We start from the raw sequence: 16,622 nt of genomic DNA, 5'->3' as shown, positions 1-16,622 counted from the left end.
TACCACTCTTCGGAAAAATTAGAGACCACGATCATGGCATGGGACTTAAGAACATTCTTAAAGTCGGCAAGGTTGTTGGGAATGATGACGGTAAACTTGCCCGGCAGCAATTTGTGCGCGGCTTCCTCCACATCACCAGATACTACGGACGAAGTGAACACCTTGCTGACATCCAGAAAAATTAATTGATCAAATGTTTCGGCAAACTGCTTGTAGTAAAGATATTCTCTTTTAATACAAGATTCAAGGCCGTGGTTGGGGGCGCTTCTACCGATAAAACATACGCATTTTCTTTTATTCATCGCGACGAGCACGGGTCCGAATGCATTCCGCCCCCGATCCAATCATAATTAAGCAGGTGCCGGTATTTTTGTTTGACCTGGACCTGGATCATTGCGTTTAACCGGTCTTCATGAAAATTAACAGTAGCTGCCAGGACAGCCGCCTTTTCCCAAAGCGCCTTCTCACTATCATCGGCAAAAGGGCTGAAATACGGAAGAAATCCTGCTTTTACTCTCGATAGAACGCCATAAATATATGCAAAAGTCTTTGCTTTTTCGATCTGCTCGCTGCTTAATCTCTTAAGTTTTTCAATATTCTTTAAGATCTTAAAATATTCATCCTGCGTTTTCGGCTCATGCGTAAACCCAAATCCCGTATAAAAAGCTCCCCCGGCGATCACACAAGGAATTCCAAAGCATGAATACTCGACCCCAGCACTACCACGAACGGTTAATATGACATCGACAATATCGGAAACTGAACTGCCGGCAACATCTTCCGGGAAAAACCGGATATGTTTACAATCTCCGGCCAATCGTTCATATTCCCCTCTTATGGTTGTTCTGATCTTATAAAGCACATCTGTCGGATGGGGTTTAATGAACCACTGGACATGGTCTATTGTCCGTATAAATTTCAAGGTTTCTCTAAACCAGACAAGATAATCCCTGAACAATTCCCAATTGTCCGTAAAGACACCATCAATTAAATTATTGGCCATGATCCCTACAATGGGACGCTTGGCATCCCAACCCGATTCATGGCAGAACTCTTGACGCGAAACCCTTCGGTCTCCTTTTTTAAAAGCCAAAGCGGCATCCGGGATATCATAGGGGGCCGGTTCTCCGGAAAATCTTTTACGGATATGTTCTTCGCCCACCCGAATAGCCTCTCCTTTATAGTTATTGTAAACATATTGAAAGAGTTCAACGCTGGGGCGATAAGAATCTGTATAATATTGACCAAGATCGTCGTACCGGCGCAAAGTAAAGGTCGTTGGCCCGCCCCCCCTTGAATAAATGACAACATTGTGCTTTAAGGCCGCCTGGCAAACAAGGGCTGATGGGATAAATTGCTTTTCGGCCTGGACAAACACGGGAAAATTTCCCGTCCGAAAAAAACTTTCCGCGTATTCCAGATGTCCAATGGACTGCGCCAATCCTTCAAATGCACGCCAGGATACGCTCGACAAAGTCCCAAAACCGGTTGACCGCAGATAGTTGTCATAGACGATCTTACCTATGGAAATACCGTCGAGCTTCAGGTTCAAGAAATCATCAACATTCTTTACGTCATCCAGTAATCGCACCGCTTTCCACACGTTTCTGATCGCCTGGAACAATCCTCGTTTTCTATTGCTGAGATAATAAAAATTATTGATCCCATACGACCTAAATACTGATTCAATCGTGGGGTTCGGCTTATTTAAAAGGCCTGCCGCAGGCAGTCCGTAAGCGCTCATGATAGACCGCGCTATGACCAGGTTGGTCATGACATATCCGGAGGGCTCTATCAACGCCTCTACCAATACACATTGCCGGCCTTCATGGACAGCCCTGTTTGAATCGACTTTTTCCCATAAATTTACATTCGCGGCCAAGAATTTATTCAGGGCTTGCTGCAGACCGGCATTGTTTTGAGTGATCTGGGATAATTTATTTTGTAAATCCCTTCTCCACCCATTGAGGGCTTTCAATGGCGCGATCACCAGCCATTGAAGCAAAAGAACATACGCGGCTTTACGGCAACTGTTCATAATTCATCCAGCCATTGTACGACAAAATTCTCGTCGCTTGGGTTGGCCGTTTCATTGCTCATACCATCCTTGCCACCACATTGACATTCCTGGCCAGGTTGTTCTTATAAATGAACTCAGGGGTCAAGAAATCAAAATCCACGTTTCCACCGCCGAAATAGGGGCTTTGATAATCCAAATAATTCTTCATGACGCCGATTTCGGTGATGATGGTTTCATATTCAAGGACTTTGAATCCCGTTTTCTTAAGAAAAGCCGGCAGTGTTTTGGTGCTGAAGAATTGCAAATGGCTGTGTCCCCCGAATACCCCCGCCCGCTCATGCATGATCCTGTTGACCAGCGCTTCAATACAAGGAACAGAAATATAAATAAGACCGAAGGGTTTCAAAATTTTCCTGATCTCTCCGATGATCATCGCGGGATCTTTAAGGTGTTCGAGCGTGTTCAATAAAAATACGCAATCAAATTTCTTTAAGATCTTTGTCTTTAAAGGAAAAAATTCTCCAATAAACGGGATCCTTTCTTTTTCCAAGAACCGGTGGCATCTCTGATTTGGCTCAACACCAAAAACCTCGTACCCTTTTTTCTTTGCCGCAATGAGCAGGGTGCCGGGGCCGCAACCCACATCGCAGATCGCTGTTGCCTGGTCCTTTTTATTCTTTAAGTATGACTTTACGATATCAAGGCTGTAATTTGCCTCAAGTGCCTGCATTTTTATTTGATGCTCAGACTCCAGGACCTTTTCCCAGGATTCTTCGCTACGCCAAAGTTTCTTGTATTCCCGCTGGTTTAAGATACGGTTCACATAAACCAAACCACATTTTGTGCATTTGACGTGGGGGAACCCAGCTTTGACAAAAAGACCTTCGGCAGCGGTGGAATGACATAACGGGCATTTGCGCTTTTCGGAAAATTTATCAAAGACCAACCCGGTCTTGGGATTTGTCCATTGATTGTCGTGCTTTTGACGGTAATCAAGATGTTCTTCCCGTCCGGTCATGGCATTGAATTTCTTTGTACCGTACACCAAACTGGCGTCAAATTCATTTCTCCGTCTAACCCTTTCCTTAAAATCCATGAAGATGCTCTCCAAAAATGATTTTCATTGCACCGGGAACCTTAGTTTCCATGTGTCCTTTGACCTTTCCCAGATCTCACTGTTGCGGTGTTTATCGACAATTTCATCAAATTCTTTTCGGGTAACAGCAAGGTAATCCAGGGCCTCCTGCAAATGCTCTGCGGGGAATTCGCCATCATATTTCTTCGCCAATTCCAAAGCTTGCGCGCGGGTCATGTGGTCATTTTGAATAAACCTTGAGGCATCCCTGACAGTACGCCCGAATCCGAATTTAATAAACTGCATGTAATAATACAGATCATCCATCTTGTCATCCAAGCTGTCAAAATCAGTAAACGTCCCGGGCGTCCGCCCCTTGGGATGGGTTTTGAACGTATATTTTGATCTGACGTATTGATAATTTTCGAACATGCTCCATTTAAAAAAGTAAGCAAAATACAGCGCTTTGACGCCCACTTTTTCGACTTGGGCCAAATCAGGATAAATATAAGGGTTCAAATTTTTTAGACCGATCCCCTCCGAAACCCAGTTGCGAGGATCATCACCGATCTGGTGTTCGATCACCTCCGTAAAGTCTCTCACCTTTCTTGATTCTTCGTTCAATACTTTGCCGCCATATTCGCTTTCACCGTGCTCGGCATAAAAAATAAGCGGGATCTGATGTTGCACTGCGGTTTGAACGGGAATGGCGTTAACACCCGCATCCCAGGCGACCTTGGGATTTCCCCGCTCAATAAAAAACCGCCGGGCCAGTTTACGATGGACGTTCTGGTCGGAACGAAAGTACACATGATCAAAGCCCACATTGATCAAAGCCTCGCGGTTAAGCGCTCCCACCTCATTGGGGATCATGGGCGAAAATGTGACCAAAAGTGGATTTAAACCGAACTCGAACTTAAGCTTATAAGCAATGCTGGAGCTGTCTTTACCCCCGCTCCACGGCACAATGCAATCCCAGGCCCCTTTTTTGGAACGAAAAGGTTCTACCAAATTCAAAAACTCCGCCTGCCTTTTGTCCCAATCAATACGGGTTTTGTCCTGGGCGTTGCGGCAGGCATTGCATACCCCTTCCTCATCAAAGGAGATGCGCGGCCGGCTATTCGGCATCAAACACTGCGCGCAATAGGTGATGGTGCGGACATCTTTTTGGCTCATGCGGGGCCCCATAGGTTGAATTTAAATAAGTTGGTATTTTATCTTATTTGTATACCGTTGTCTTTTAAATAAATTTTGGCGCTGGTGATGCTGCTTTCTGTAAAATGGTAAATGTTGGTGGTGCACACCCCGGCTGCTTTGCCCATCTCAAAGCCATCCACAAAGTCCTGCCATTTGCCCGCACCTCCATTGACCAATACCGGGACCTTAACGGCTTCCGATACCAGCCGGTTAAGTTCATTGTCATACCCTTCCAAGGAGCCGTCTTTTTCAATGGATGTTACCAAGATCTCTCCCGCTCCCAAGTGTTGGGCTTTTTGGGCCCAGGTCACAGGCGAGAGGCCGGTCGGTTGTGTTCCAAAGTCCTTATATACTTCATAGCTGCCGTTTAAATTTTTCTTCACATCCATAGAAACAACCACACACTGTGTGCCGTAGAGCTTGGCCGCTTGGGTGATGAATTCGGGGCGGCGCAAAGCTTCGCTATTGACCACCACCTTATCTGCGCCCAGCTTTAAGAACGTCTTAAAATCTTCAATACTGCGCACGCCGCCGCCGGCAGCCAAAGGCACGAAACACTGTTCCGCAAAACGACTCACTTCATGATAAAAATTTTCCCGATCGCCCCTACCCGGTCGGGTAATATCTAAAACTACGATCTCATCAATGGACCAGGCATCGACGAAATTAGCCGTGTAGCGATAATCAGGATTAAAGTCCTTTGTTCTAAACAGCACGCCATCGGCGAAGGTAAGCACCGTAATGAGTCTTTTCTTAAGCATAAACTTTAAGCCTTAGTCAGAAAATTCTTAAGCACATTCAACCCCTGCAGCTGGCTTTTTTCCGGATGAAATTGGGTGGCGAACATATTATCTTGATGAAAAGCCGCCGTGAATCGCCCGCCGTAATCGCATTCGCCGATAACAATTTCCGGATTGCGGCAATGAATATGATAACTATGCACATAATAAAATAACGCCTGCTCAGGGATCTCGTTCCACAGGACGTCGGGCTTGGTCTGCCAAAGATCGTTCCATCCGACATGTGGTATATTTAAACCCTTGTCACGCACATCTAATTTCATGACCGAAGCATCCACCCAACCAAGCCCCCGATGATGGCCGAATTCAACACTCTCCATCGTCATCAATTGAGCGCCAAGGCAAATGCCAAGAATGGGTTTCTTTTTGTGCATAACCTGCGTGTTCAATAGATCAATGATCCCCAATGCCTGGAGATTTTTCATTCCATCACCAAAAGCGCCCACACCAGGCAAGATCAATTTCTCGGCTTTTAAAAGATCCTCGGGTCGGTTGGAAATAAGCGGATCGAACCCTAATTTCCTGACCGCTCCGGCCACCGACCTCAAATTGCCCAACCCATAATCAATGATGACGATCATTACGTTAACCGTTTAATTCCACAAATATCTTGGTATTGATGAAGTTGAATAAAAATTTACTGTCATGATTAGCAAATGCCCCTTTATTCTGGTCCATCAGGGCCTTGATCTTTTCTCTTTTGACGATCTTAAACACCGGACTGTCTTCCAAAAGATATTCCCTGCTTTTCGGGTCATTAAAATCAATGATGGAATTGATCGACGCATTAAACCCTTTTTTCTGCCGGTCCAGGCGCACCTTGTCATTGAGCATACCCTTGACCGCCTCGCGCAAAATATACTTTCCAAATCCTTTTTGAATAAGGCATTCTATCGGAATGCTCATGGCCAGATCAAAAAGTTTGGTGTCCAGGTATGGGCTGCGGTTCTCAACGGAATAAAACATAGAGTTGAGATCGTCCTCATGCAAAATGACCGGGACGACGTCATGGAACATTTCATTGAGCATACGGTTACGCAAGATCGAGCCGCAATACTGCGCCTCTTTCATCTCTTCGTTAAATTCCGTATGCAGAAAATCTTTAAAAAGATCCTGCTCCGCATGAATATGGGCACGGGCTTTGACGGGATCGGCGTAAAGCTCCGCATCTTTTAAATAGGGATTTCTAATAAAGCTTTGGATATGCTCCTGCCAATGGCCCAAATGTTCGGGATACTGCGGAGAATGCCTCATTTCCTGCAAATACAAATTAAAGTGGTCATAGTAACCGGTAAACAGCTCATCCGCCCCTGTCCCCGAACAGGCCACCTTGTACCCCTTTGCCGCAATAGCTTCCGATAAAAACGAATGCACATAATAAGAAATGGTGGAAAGCGGCCCGTCATGGTAAGCCACCGATTTTTTCAAACGCTCAACCGCACCCTGCCGGCTGATATGGATCAAGGTATTAGGGCACTTCAAATCCTCGACCGTGGCCTGGATATTTGCGAGCTCATTGTAGCGCGGGTCTTCATCGATGATGGAAAAGGTCGCCACATCATAGTTGAATATTTTACGGGCGATCGAGGCGATGGCGGCTGAGTCAACTCCGCCGCTTAAACAAAACGCCAGCGGCACATCCGAACGCAGACGGATCTTCATGCTCTCCAATAAACGCCGGCGCGTCCCATTGATGGCCTCCTGAAGCGACATGGTAGTCGGTTGGATTTTGGGCTGCCAGTAACGATGAAATGTTTTCTTCAGATCGGCATCAACACAAAGATTTGTAGCATACGACAATTCTTTAACGCCTTCAAAATACGTTTCCTGTACCTTATACAGGGACTTGTAACCGTTGATCAAATACCGCAATAAATGCCTTTGATTAACTTTAAAACTCCTACCCGACAGCAATTTCAAAAATTTAATTTCCGAACCGAAATAAAATCCATCCGGTGTTTCGAAATAATACAACGGCTTTTCCGCAAAACGGTCACGGGAGCAAAAAACTTTATTGAGCCGTTTATCATAAATCGCAAAGGCCCACATTCCTTCAAAATGATCCACACACTTGTCGCCATAAAAGATGTAATACTGCAAAAGGACTTCCGTATCCGATTCCGTTCGAAACGCGATCTTTTTGGCCGATAGATCTTTTTTCAATTCCACATAATTGTAAATCTCACCATTAAAAATAATAGTGTAGTCGCCCAGACTAAAGGGCTGATTGGCGCGCTCATCGAGATCAATAATGCTTAAACGGGAATGTAAAAAATGGATATGATTATTCCCGGCATCAAAATGAACATGGGCCTGATGATCAGGCCCACGATGATCCATTGCCCCTAACGTTTGCTGGAGGGTGCCTGGGGCTATTTTTCTTCGTCCGATATAACCGGCAATGCCGCACATAGATGGCCCTTTAAGAATATTTCTCCTTGTTGCACGTCTTTTTTTAACCGTTTCCCGATCATGATCTTCTCCTGCCCCGGCGGAAACCCTGAGCCCGGGCGGACCCAGACAAGATCGCGCCTGGATAAAACCGCTCCTTTTTTCAGATCACGGCTGGCGGCGATCGACCGGCGCAATTGCTTGATCTGCCCGGCCATTGTTTTTTCATCGGGGATCTTCCCGTCGCCAAGCATCTGGCCGGTCTCTTTAACGCGTTTGACCAGCATGGCCAACTCCGCCGGGTCAGCGGAAAACAAATGGTCGCGGAAAGATGAATGATTTTTATTAATCGTAAAATGTTTTTCAATGATGCGCGCGCCCATCGCCACGGCAAGTACGCAGGCGTCAATGCCTAACGTGTGGTCCGAATAACCGACCGTTTTATTGATCTTGGCAAGCGAAGCAATGGCGGACACATTGGCCTGTTCCACAGGCACAGGATATTGGGAAACACAGTGAAGGAGCGCCAGGTCCTGACGGATCTTTCGCTTTTGCCACTGCCTTAAAATAAATTGCCGGCTGCGCCTGATCTGCGCCAGACTTGCAAGCCCCGTGGACATCAAGATCGGTTTTCCCGTGGAGCAGAGATACTCCATTAACGGATAGAAATTATTATCTCCCGAAGCGATCTTAAACGCCGGGACAAAATCATTAAGGAACCGGGCGCTCTCCAGATCGAACGGGGTTGATAAAAACAGGACCTTTTCGCGTTTGGCGGCCTTGCTTAATTTCTGAAAATCTTTAAAACTCAATTTAAACCGGCTGAGCTGGGCGATGCGGTCCGGATCATCGCACGTGACAAGATTCTCAGGAGTAATGGTTTGAAATTTGACGGCATCAGCACCGGCAGACGCGGCCAAACCGATCAATTCCTCGGCCAGGGCATAACTTCCCTCATGGTTGTTGCCGATCTCGGCAACGATCAACACTTTCTTTTCTGTATCAAAATCAGCGATTTTCATTTTTGCTTATGGTAGTGAAAAACGTAATGGGCCCTTGTCAAACGAAAGCCCATTTTTTCGTAAAGATGGATTGAACCTATGTTACTCACCTGCGTGCCGGCGCGGACCGTCTTCATTCCGGGATTTTTGTTCTGCGCGAAAACGATCATGTCTTGGCCAATACCCTGCCGACGCAAGCCGGGATCGGTGCAGATCAGATCGATGGTTAAAACATCCGGTTTTTCTAAAATGATCTGACAAAATCCGGCCGCCTTCCCCTCTCTAAATGCCACGACCATTTGATCACCGCGCTGACCACGAAAGAAATTCCGCGCCCATTGCGCTTTAACGGCATTGGCCTGTTCTGACCCGATCTGCCAGTCCAAATGGAACCGAGAATATTGAAAACCGCGGCCAGCCAGATCTACAATTTCAGATTCATCTTGGGGCCGGGCATGACGGACCTGGTGCTGACCGCTTTGCGGAACGGCATCAGTGACAGGTTTCTCAAAAATAACATTCGTGTCGACCAACCGAAACCCCGTCTCCTGCAGCCATCCGGCTAACTTAAGATCATCCGTTGGGACTTTGGCATAAACAAAAGCCGGGTCTCGTAAATTGCCCATGACTTCTTTCAACTGCGCCGGGGTTTTCAAAAGGCCGGCGTTCAATCCATAAACATTTTTAGCCAAGATCTTCGTCAACCATTCGTCCGCTTGAAAAACTTTCTGTTGAAGGTCCGTTTTCATGTTCTCTCAAAAGATCCCTTATACCATTTGATATAGTTCACAAATCCTTTATCCAGCGGGAACTGGGGGTCGTAACCGATCAGTTTCTTGGCCTTATCGACGCACAATGTGCCTCTTTCGGGCATCAGTTTATCTTTGGGAAGATAATTGACTTTGACCTTTGGAAAATGCTTCTGGATCATGTCAGCCATTTGTTTGATCGGACGGGCCTGGCCATAGGTCATATTAAAAATTTGGCCTTTGCTCTCTTCATGCTCAATGACCTTGACCAAACCCTGCACCAGATCGCCGATATAGGTGAAATCCAGGCTGTCGCTGCCGTCGCCGTTGATATTGACGGGTTCACCTTTTAAGGCATTCTCAATAAAGATCTGCCCCACCCGGCGGCTGACGCAACGCTCGCCGTAAAGCGCCGATGGGCGCACGATCGTATACGGTAAATTAAAGACCTGATTGTACGCGATCACCAATTTCTCCGCGCCAAGTTTCAGCGCCCCGTAAATCCCTTTGGGGTTACACGGCGTCTCCTCGGTCACGGCCATACCGTTGAAATCCCCGTAAACCATGCTGGAAGAAAAATAGATAAAATGCTCCACACCCTCCCGTGACGCGTCCAACGCATTCTCCAAAGTGCGCGTGCTATGGTCAAAGGTGGTGTAAGGGTCTTTGTTGGAACGATTCGCGTGCGCCACCGCGGCCAGCAGCACCACGACCTGCGGTTTGATCTCCCCGAAAACCTGCGACAATTTGTGATAATTACGGGCGTCCTCGACGTAAAGAGGGATATGGTGGCTGCGCAAAAGATCGAGGCGCTCATTAATGATCTCCAGATACATATCGCGGTGGGGAATGTCAATATTGGTTTGATGGAAATATAAAAGATTATTGACCGAAAGGCCGTCCACAATGCTCACCTCGGCCCCCAGCCGTTTTAATTCCAACGCCAGGTTATGCCCGATAAAACCGGCCCCGCCGACCAGGGCGATCCTTCTTCCTTTGATGTTCTTCATTTTTCTCCCTTAATGCCATTTTTGAGTTCCTCAACGATATAATCCATGTCCTCAATATTCAAATGCGGGCCGACGGGCAGGGCGATGGAGCTGCCGGCGATCAGCGCGGCCACGGGAAAACTGTTGTCTTGATAGCCGTACTTATTTTTGTAATAGGTAAAATGCGGTACCGCCCGCGGATAATAAATGCTTGTGCCGATGCCTTTGGACTTGAGACGCTCAATAATCTTTTCGCGTTTGGCGGCCAGAGGTCTTTTAAGCAGGATCGAAAAACAATAATAACTGCTCTGAAACTCACCGTGGCTTGACGTGAACATTTCAATTTCCGAAATATCTTGAAGCCCCTGCGCAAGCGCCTGGTGATTTTCTTTGCGTTTCTTTAAAAAACCATTCATGCGTTTGAGTTGTTCTACGCCTAAGGCCGCCTCCAGCTCGTTCATGCGGTAATTAAAGCCCAACGCGACCACATCATAAACACCCGGGACCTTGCGTTCGCCGGCCTGGCGGTCAACGCCAAAGGCCTTGACAAGGGCAATTCCCTCCGCGATGTGTTTGTGTTTGGTGATCAGCATGCCGCCTTCCGCTGTTGTCATATGCTTGACCGGATAAAATGAAAATGCGCCGCAATCACCCCACAGGCCTGCATGAATGCCCTTAAAATGTGTTCCCATGGCCAGCGCGCAATCCTCCACCACATAAAGACCATGCTTTTTGGCAATGGCGTTGACGCGCTCCATGTCCACGGGCATGCCCAGATAATGCACAACCGCGATCGCCCTGGTCCGCGGTGTGATGGCGGCCTCGATCCGGCTGATGTCGATATTGCCGGTTTGTTTTTCAGCGTCAACAAAAACCGGTTTTGCCCCGCACAACTCAACCGCGTGGGCCGTGGCCGTATGCGTCTGCGCCGGGACGATCACCTCATCACCGGCGCCGATCTTCTTATAAAAGTATGCCAAATGGAGTCCGGCGGTGCAGGAGGCCACCGACACGGCAAAGGGCGCTTTGGTGAATGCCGCAAAATCGGCCTCAAATTCCTTGGTCTTGGGGCCATGGACCAGAATCGGCCCCTCAAGCACAGCCATCACGGCCTTCTTTTCTTCTTCCAAAATGATCGGTTTACCGAATGGGATGCTGCGCAACGCGAACTCCGTTTCTTTGGACCGCTTTTTCTAAGGCAAAACACGCATCCATCACCTGAAAGATCTCTTTTTGGGTGACCTCGGGTTCGGTCCCACGGACGATCGCATCAACAAACCCGCGGATCAAAGCCCCTTTATGAATTCCCGGATAGGGACCAACGATCTTCTTTGGTCTGATCAAAGGGTCCCGCGAGGTATATAGCAAGGCATGCTGGGGACCATTGATAAAGGTGCCTTTGGTCCCGTAAATCGTAAGGCCGTGAAAATGCGGCTGGACACAACTATAATTGGCAGACACCTTTGCCGTCATTGAACTTTTGAATTTCAACAGACCTGTGACCATGTCATTGTAGCGGAATTGGGTGGCGCGGCTGGAGATATTGTTCCCGCAGGCGCTGACCTCGACAACTTGATCGCCTGTCAACCACAGGATCAGGTCGATCATATGGACCCCCCCGCCATACACAACTGAATAAAAATCGATCTTTCCCCGCCACCCTTCAGTAATTTTATGCAGCCGGCCGTAATTGTAGTCGCCTTCCACGTGATAAATGGTCCCCAGTTTTCCTGAAGCGATCATCTTTTTCAATAATTGAAAACGCGGGGACTTGCGCAAAATGAGATTGGAAGAGATCTTCAAATGCGGCCTGGTGTTCAGGAGTTTTTTGATGGTCTTTGCTTCACGCGGATGAAGGCATATCGGTTTCTCAACGAACACATGCTTGTTGTTTTTGACGGCCTGGCACACCTGGGCATAATGATAATGATCGTAGGAGGCGATGGACACGACCTGTATGTTCGGATCTGTCAGGATCTCGTTGGCATCACGGGCCACCTTAACGGCAGGATATTCTTTCTGGATGCGTTTGACTTTCTTGCCGTCAAAATCACAAACGGTGATCGAGCCGCACCGCGCGTGTTCCGCGTACGCCTCCAAATGCCTTTCGCCTACCCCCAAACCGATGATACCGACGTTTAGCTTCTGCATATTTTAAACCGGTCCATGAGCCGCTCAATGTCCTTGAGCAAATACGAGCAGTGATCTTTTTCCATGGCTGTAATAATTTTCGTTAAAAAATGAAGATCAGCCGCATCATCCAGGGCCAATTTAACGCCTTTCATCCGTGGACAATCCTCATTGTAAACAAAGAAATATTTCCCAAGATTTTCGCGTTTATAAAGATAGCTTGTGACATGTTCTTGGTCTTCTTTAGACATGATTTGCTGGATGATGCGCTCATAAAAACTGCGCTTAACAATTTCTATGCTCATTCCCGCAGGAAACGTCCTGTCCTTGGCATTGCTGACAAGATCATATTCGCCTTTCAAAGCAATTTCGATCATCCTCTTTAATAAACGATGGTCCACCAAAACATTGTCCCCGCAGATCCGGACCAGGTGATCAAAATGAAATTGTTGTCCGCATAAAAGAAACCGCTGGGCCACATTGTCCTTGGGGCCCCGGAAATAATTCATCTTCCGGGCCGCGCAATAATCAACGATCGCCTGATCATCTTTTTCTTCCGACGTCGCCACAACAATATCTTCCGGGGCCATCACGCAAAGCAAACGTTCGTAGATATAACCTAGTGCTTCCTTACCGGCTATTTTGATCAAAGCTTTTCCGGGAAGCCGCGCGGAATTGTACCGGCTCAAAATGATCGCCCCTATTTTTGTATTAACCGTGTTTCCCATTTGCAATGCGGCCTGAAATACACGCTTTTTGTCAGATCATCGTGGATGTTGTTGTATCCTTTGAACTGGACCGCAAACTTAAGTATTTTATTCAATCTGAGGCGCTCTGTCGTAACAGAGAACAACTGGACGCTGATATAGAATTGTTTTTCTCCCAAAAGGTTCCCTTCGATGCGGCACAGCGATCTATAAATACCGGCTTCACGCTTATAGAACTCAAACTCTTTTTTTTCGTCCACATTATTACTGATCAAAAGCGGCTGGTTGTCCTCATCAACAATTTGCACCGCTATCCATAGATCAGCAACGGGACACAAGCACTGATAGGTGACGGCAATATCGATCGGCTCATCCGAAAAGAAATGATCAGCCGGCTTTCCTTCCTTGTTCAAAACAGCCACCTCAAGATAACGTAAGTTTACATCGACCTCCCGTTTTCCGACAACATTCTTGGCGCATTCTGCTTCGTCAGCCACGGCCCCTTCAGTAATATGCTGCTCTAAATAACGCGCGACTGCTTCATCCGCATGCGTATCAAGAACCATCCTTCCCTGCTCAAAAAGCAATACCCGGTGGCACAGGTTCTTGATCGCGGCCATATTGTGACTGACAAAGAAGATCGTTCTTCCGCTTTGCGCGATGTCTCCGATCCTTCCAAGGCATTTCTTTTGAAACGCCACATCGCCAACAGCCAAAACCTCATCCAGCAAAAGGATCTCGGTTTCCATAAAAGCCGCGACGGCAAAACCAAGCCGGACATACATGCCGCTTGAATAAAACTTGACCGGCGTATCAATGAACCGGGACACCTCGGCAAAATCCACAATGGCATCAAATTTTCCGGTTATTTCTCTTTTAGACATCCCCAAAATAGCGCCGTTGAGAAAAATATTTTCCCGTCCGGTCAATTCCAGATGAAAACCGGACCCCACCTCCAAAAGTGACCCCACACGGCCATGGATCTGTGCCTTTCCTTCCGTCGGTTCCGTAATACGCGAAAGGACCTTGAGCAGGGTGCTTTTCCCGGCCCCGTTCTTTCCGATGATCCCGATAATTTCACCCTGTTGGACCTCAAATGAAACATCCTTGACCGCCCAGATCTTCTCCTGGCTAATTTTGACATGGGAACTGCCCGGTTTAAAATAGTTGGATAACGTATCGCGCAGGGTCTGATACCCGGGCCCGCGCTCGCCGACTTGATATTCCTTCCCCAGACCCCAGGTTTTGATCACAGATCGGCTCATAATTTAGATCACATCGGCAAAAACGCGTTCCACTTTACGAAAATAAAACAGGCCGGATAACAAAAAAATGACCGTCACCAAAAATGAAATGCCGATCCCGGCGACCGGCATGGCCTTGTATCCCAACAGAGACGCCCGAAAACCTTCAATAATGCCGGTCATTGGATTCAGATAAATGATCCAGGAAAATTTTTCCGGAACGACGCTCACGGGATAGATCACGGGTGTAACATACATCCCCAACTGGATCAGAAATGGAATGGCATAGCGGACGTCCCGGTACATAACATTGATCGCGGCCAGCCAAAAACCTATTCCAATGCTGCACAAAAAGCACAACATGACCAAAAAAGGAAGGTAAATGATGCCCACGGCAGGGACGATCTTATAAAACAACATCATGATCAAAAGAATGACAAGGGAAATGAAAAAATCGACCACAGCGGACAAGGAAGCCGAGACCGGAATGATCAACCGCGGAAAATACACTTTTTTGATAAGATTTGAATGGGAAACAACGCTTTCAGATGCTCTGGATAAGCTCTGTGAAAATAATGTCCATGGCAGAAGCCCCAAATAAACAAAGATGGGATACGGGACCCCTTCCGACGGGACTTTAACAAAGTGGCCAAAAAATACAGAGAAGACAACCATCGTTAAAAATGGCTGCAGGACCGCCCATAAAACACCGATGACGGTTTGTTTATAGCGGATCTTCAGGTCCCGCCAGGTGAAAAAATATAAAAGCTCGCGGTAGGCCCAAATTTCACGAAAATCAATGTGGCGCCAGCCGCGGGATGGCTGGATCAGGGTCATCATGTGTTCCTTAAGGCCTTATTTTTACGTTGTTCGTTACAATACGCCAATGTCAGGCCCATCAGCGTCCAGAAAGGGATGGCATAATGAGGCAGTTCAAGGATCACAAGGGAATTGCATGCCATCAGCCAGTAAATCAAGATGCTGACCAAAAGTATCCCGTCCTTGGACCGCAATAATATAAAGTTTTTGGTCAGATAAAATACCACGCCGAACAGGACTACGATCACCAGCGCGCCCACAATGCCCAGACGGTAGATCATGTGCAAATACACATTGTGCGGCGTGATCCATCCATCCCGGTTCCAGTCACCAAACCCCCAATTCATGATCTCAAGCGACGGCGAACGTTGGGGCTTTCCAAACCCCACACCCCGCAGAGGATGCTCTTTTAACTCTTCGAACATATCTCGCCATATCAAAAGCCTGAACACGGCATTGCCTTGGGCATCCGCCAGGGACCTGTAGATCTGTTGCGCGGCAACAGGCCCCGTAGGCTCCGTAGATGCCGAAGATGTCTGCCTCTGTGGGGCAGGAGCCGCAACAGGAACGGAAGCCGGCGGACTCACCATCTGTTGTTGCGGGGCCGGTGCTGCCGGCGTGCGCTGTATCTTCAGCGCCGCATTGTCGTTATACAAAGCCACCGTCAACGGCCGCGGTTGATAATGCTGCTTCAATTGTGCGATATACGCGTTGTCGTCCAGATAGATCTGATACAGGTTACGTACTTTTAAAAGGGACCGGACGCCATTCCTGTCCGCGAAATGGACCACCCCGGCCAGCACGGCAAGGACAACGGCAGCGCCAACCGCTGTCTTGACTCTGGACCCGCCTTTTAAAAAATAGCGGACAAAAACCACGATCAAAAAAAGCAAAGCCGCCAGCGTTCCCATCAAATTCGTGCGGCTGCCGACAAACATCCCCGCATAGTTCGCCGATCCTATCAAAATAACGGCCAACACCGCGCGCAAGACCACAGGACGGACATGAAAGAGCAGCACCACGGCCAGCGCGAACAGGGTGTATACGAAATAACCGGTGTCAAAAAGCCGGATCGAAAGGACAATGCACAATGCCAAGGCGGCGTAAATGGACCATGGACTGAAATATTCCCGTTTATAAAAACAATAGCCCAGAAAAGCGAACGCCGGATAATAAAAAAGCGCCGCGTTACGAAAGGCCAGCGGCCCCCATGCCCCGTACTCTCCCAGGGCCTTGACCACCACAAAAGCCCAATAAATAACGAACAGTTTATGTCCCTTGGTCCAGACCATCTTCTGCCGCTCATATTGGACCGCCCACAGCAGCAGACAAACGGCGAGCAGGATCTCGCTGATAAATACAGGAAAATCCAGGGAAGGAAGCGACAGGTGGTATTCGGAAAAATTGGACCCCCACCTGGCGCTGCCCAGCGAATACAAGCCGATCAAAAATAAGGCGATACGTTCCATCATTTCATCCTGGTCAACATTTGCCTAAAAT

At 47.7% G+C, this 16,622-nt stretch carries 16 protein-coding genes; all 16 read right to left on the bottom strand.

Translation table 11 applies throughout. The features are described from left to right. Positions 1–302, bottom strand: a 302-nt coding sequence (locus tag Q7K71_03510; protein ID MDO8675172.1) for a hypothetical protein, incomplete at its 3' end; no start/stop codon positions are given. Further along, the gene (locus Q7K71_03505; protein MDO8675171.1) at positions 299–2,038 is read right to left on the bottom strand and encodes a hypothetical protein; all 1,740 of its coding nucleotides are present in this window, start codon (positions 2,036–2,038) and stop codon (positions 299–301) included. The genes Q7K71_03510 and Q7K71_03505, both read right to left, overlap by 4 nt. Positions 2,039–2,096: 58 nt before the next feature. Then, positions 2,097–3,116: a class I SAM-dependent methyltransferase gene (locus tag Q7K71_03500; protein ID MDO8675170.1), complete on the bottom strand. Its 1,020-nt coding sequence runs from the start codon at positions 3,114–3,116 to the stop codon at positions 2,097–2,099. 24 nt (positions 3,117–3,140) lie between these two features. After that, entirely contained in the window at positions 3,141–4,271 is a 1,131-nt protein-coding gene (locus Q7K71_03495) for an N-acetyl sugar amidotransferase (protein MDO8675169.1), read from the bottom strand. A 38-nt stretch (positions 4,272–4,309) separates the two neighbouring features. Beyond that, on the bottom strand, positions 4,310–5,053 hold the full coding sequence (locus tag Q7K71_03490; protein MDO8675168.1) for an imidazole glycerol phosphate synthase cyclase subunit: 744 nt from the start codon (positions 5,051–5,053) through the stop codon (positions 4,310–4,312). Between the two features lie 5 nt (positions 5,054–5,058). Further along, entirely contained in the window at positions 5,059–5,673 is a 615-nt protein-coding gene (gene hisH, locus Q7K71_03485) for an imidazole glycerol phosphate synthase subunit HisH (protein MDO8675167.1), read from the bottom strand. A gap of 4 nt (positions 5,674–5,677) precedes the next feature. Next, complete coding sequence (gene asnB / locus Q7K71_03480) at positions 5,678–7,504, bottom strand: asparagine synthase (glutamine-hydrolyzing) (protein MDO8675166.1); 1,827 nt, start codon at positions 7,502–7,504, stop codon at positions 5,678–5,680. After that, complete coding sequence (locus tag Q7K71_03475; protein ID MDO8675165.1) at positions 7,465–8,505, bottom strand: N-acetylneuraminate synthase family protein; 1,041 nt, start codon at positions 8,503–8,505, stop codon at positions 7,465–7,467. The genes asnB and Q7K71_03475 overlap by 40 nt, the downstream gene beginning before the upstream one ends. Continuing rightward, complete coding sequence (locus Q7K71_03470) at positions 8,502–9,233, bottom strand: GNAT family N-acetyltransferase (protein ID MDO8675164.1); 732 nt, start codon at positions 9,231–9,233, stop codon at positions 8,502–8,504. Before Q7K71_03470 ends, Q7K71_03475 begins: the two co-directional genes overlap by 4 nt. Then, positions 9,230–10,243 carry an NAD-dependent epimerase/dehydratase family protein gene (locus Q7K71_03465; protein MDO8675163.1) on the bottom strand — a complete coding sequence of 338 codons (1,014 nt, stop codon included), beginning with the start codon at positions 10,241–10,243 and terminating at the stop codon, positions 9,230–9,232. Before Q7K71_03465 ends, Q7K71_03470 begins: the two co-directional genes overlap by 4 nt. Further along, positions 10,240–11,385 (bottom strand): DegT/DnrJ/EryC1/StrS family aminotransferase, encoded by a 1,146-nt coding sequence (locus Q7K71_03460; protein ID MDO8675162.1) that lies wholly within the window; start codon positions 11,383–11,385, stop codon positions 10,240–10,242. The genes Q7K71_03465 and Q7K71_03460 overlap by 4 nt, the downstream gene beginning before the upstream one ends. After that, positions 11,363–12,373: a Gfo/Idh/MocA family oxidoreductase gene (locus tag Q7K71_03455; protein MDO8675161.1), complete on the bottom strand. Its 1,011-nt coding sequence runs from the start codon at positions 12,371–12,373 to the stop codon at positions 11,363–11,365. Before Q7K71_03455 ends, Q7K71_03460 begins: the two co-directional genes overlap by 23 nt. Further along, entirely contained in the window at positions 12,361–13,080 is a 720-nt protein-coding gene (locus Q7K71_03450) for a hypothetical protein (GenBank protein MDO8675160.1), read from the bottom strand. The genes Q7K71_03455 and Q7K71_03450 overlap by 13 nt, the downstream gene beginning before the upstream one ends. Next, positions 13,053–14,324 carry an ABC transporter ATP-binding protein gene (locus tag Q7K71_03445; GenBank protein MDO8675159.1) on the bottom strand — a complete coding sequence of 424 codons (1,272 nt, stop codon included), beginning with the start codon at positions 14,322–14,324 and terminating at the stop codon, positions 13,053–13,055. Before Q7K71_03445 ends, Q7K71_03450 begins: the two co-directional genes overlap by 28 nt. Before the next feature lie 3 nt (positions 14,325–14,327). Then, positions 14,328–15,143: an ABC transporter permease gene (locus tag Q7K71_03440; protein MDO8675158.1), complete on the bottom strand. Its 816-nt coding sequence runs from the start codon at positions 15,141–15,143 to the stop codon at positions 14,328–14,330. Continuing rightward, positions 15,140–16,594 (bottom strand): O-antigen ligase family protein, encoded by a 1,455-nt coding sequence (locus Q7K71_03435; GenBank protein ID MDO8675157.1) that lies wholly within the window; start codon positions 16,592–16,594, stop codon positions 15,140–15,142. Before Q7K71_03435 ends, Q7K71_03440 begins: the two co-directional genes overlap by 4 nt. Positions 16,595–16,622: the final 28 nt, after the last annotated feature.

The sequence above is a fragment of the Candidatus Omnitrophota bacterium genome, from assembly GCA_030650275.1.
GTDB lineage: Bacteria > Omnitrophota > Gorgyraeia > Zapsychrales > Fredricksoniimonadaceae > JACPXN01.
Note: the sequence above shows the minus strand (reverse complement) of the source record. Positions and strands in the feature narration are given on the sequence as shown.

Excerpts from the sequence above, each read along its gene's own strand:
- Q7K71_03500 (MDO8675170.1), bottom strand. The coding sequence starts at position 3,116 with ATGGATTTTAAGGAAAGGGTTAGACGGAGAAATGAATTTGACGCCAGT.
- hisH (MDO8675167.1), bottom strand. The coding sequence starts at position 5,673 with ATGATCGTCATCATTGATTATGGGTTGGGCAATTTGAGGTCGGTGGCC.
- Q7K71_03440 (MDO8675158.1), bottom strand. The coding sequence starts at position 15,143 with ATGATGACCCTGATCCAGCCATCCCGCGGCTGGCGCCACATTGATTTT.
- asnB (MDO8675166.1), bottom strand. The coding sequence starts at position 7,504 with ATGTGCGGCATTGCCGGTTATATCGGACGAAGAAAAATAGCCCCAGGC.
- Q7K71_03450 (MDO8675160.1), bottom strand. The coding sequence starts at position 13,080 with ATGGGAAACACGGTTAATACAAAAATAGGGGCGATCATTTTGAGCCGG.
- Q7K71_03465 (MDO8675163.1), bottom strand. The coding sequence starts at position 10,243 with ATGAAGAACATCAAAGGAAGAAGGATCGCCCTGGTCGGCGGGGCCGGT.
- Q7K71_03490 (MDO8675168.1), bottom strand. The coding sequence starts at position 5,053 with ATGCTTAAGAAAAGACTCATTACGGTGCTTACCTTCGCCGATGGCGTG.
- Q7K71_03505 (MDO8675171.1), bottom strand. The coding sequence starts at position 2,038 with ATGAACAGTTGCCGTAAAGCCGCGTATGTTCTTTTGCTTCAATGGCTG.
- Q7K71_03455 (MDO8675161.1), bottom strand. The coding sequence starts at position 12,373 with ATGCAGAAGCTAAACGTCGGTATCATCGGTTTGGGGGTAGGCGAAAGG.
- Q7K71_03470 (MDO8675164.1), bottom strand. The coding sequence starts at position 9,233 with ATGAAAACGGACCTTCAACAGAAAGTTTTTCAAGCGGACGAATGGTTG.
- Q7K71_03475 (MDO8675165.1), bottom strand. The coding sequence starts at position 8,505 with ATGAAAATCGCTGATTTTGATACAGAAAAGAAAGTGTTGATCGTTGCC.
- Q7K71_03445 (MDO8675159.1), bottom strand. The coding sequence starts at position 14,324 with ATGAGCCGATCTGTGATCAAAACCTGGGGTCTGGGGAAGGAATATCAA.
- Q7K71_03495 (MDO8675169.1), bottom strand. The coding sequence starts at position 4,271 with ATGAGCCAAAAAGATGTCCGCACCATCACCTATTGCGCGCAGTGTTTG.
- Q7K71_03435 (MDO8675157.1), bottom strand. The coding sequence starts at position 16,594 with ATGATGGAACGTATCGCCTTATTTTTGATCGGCTTGTATTCGCTGGGC.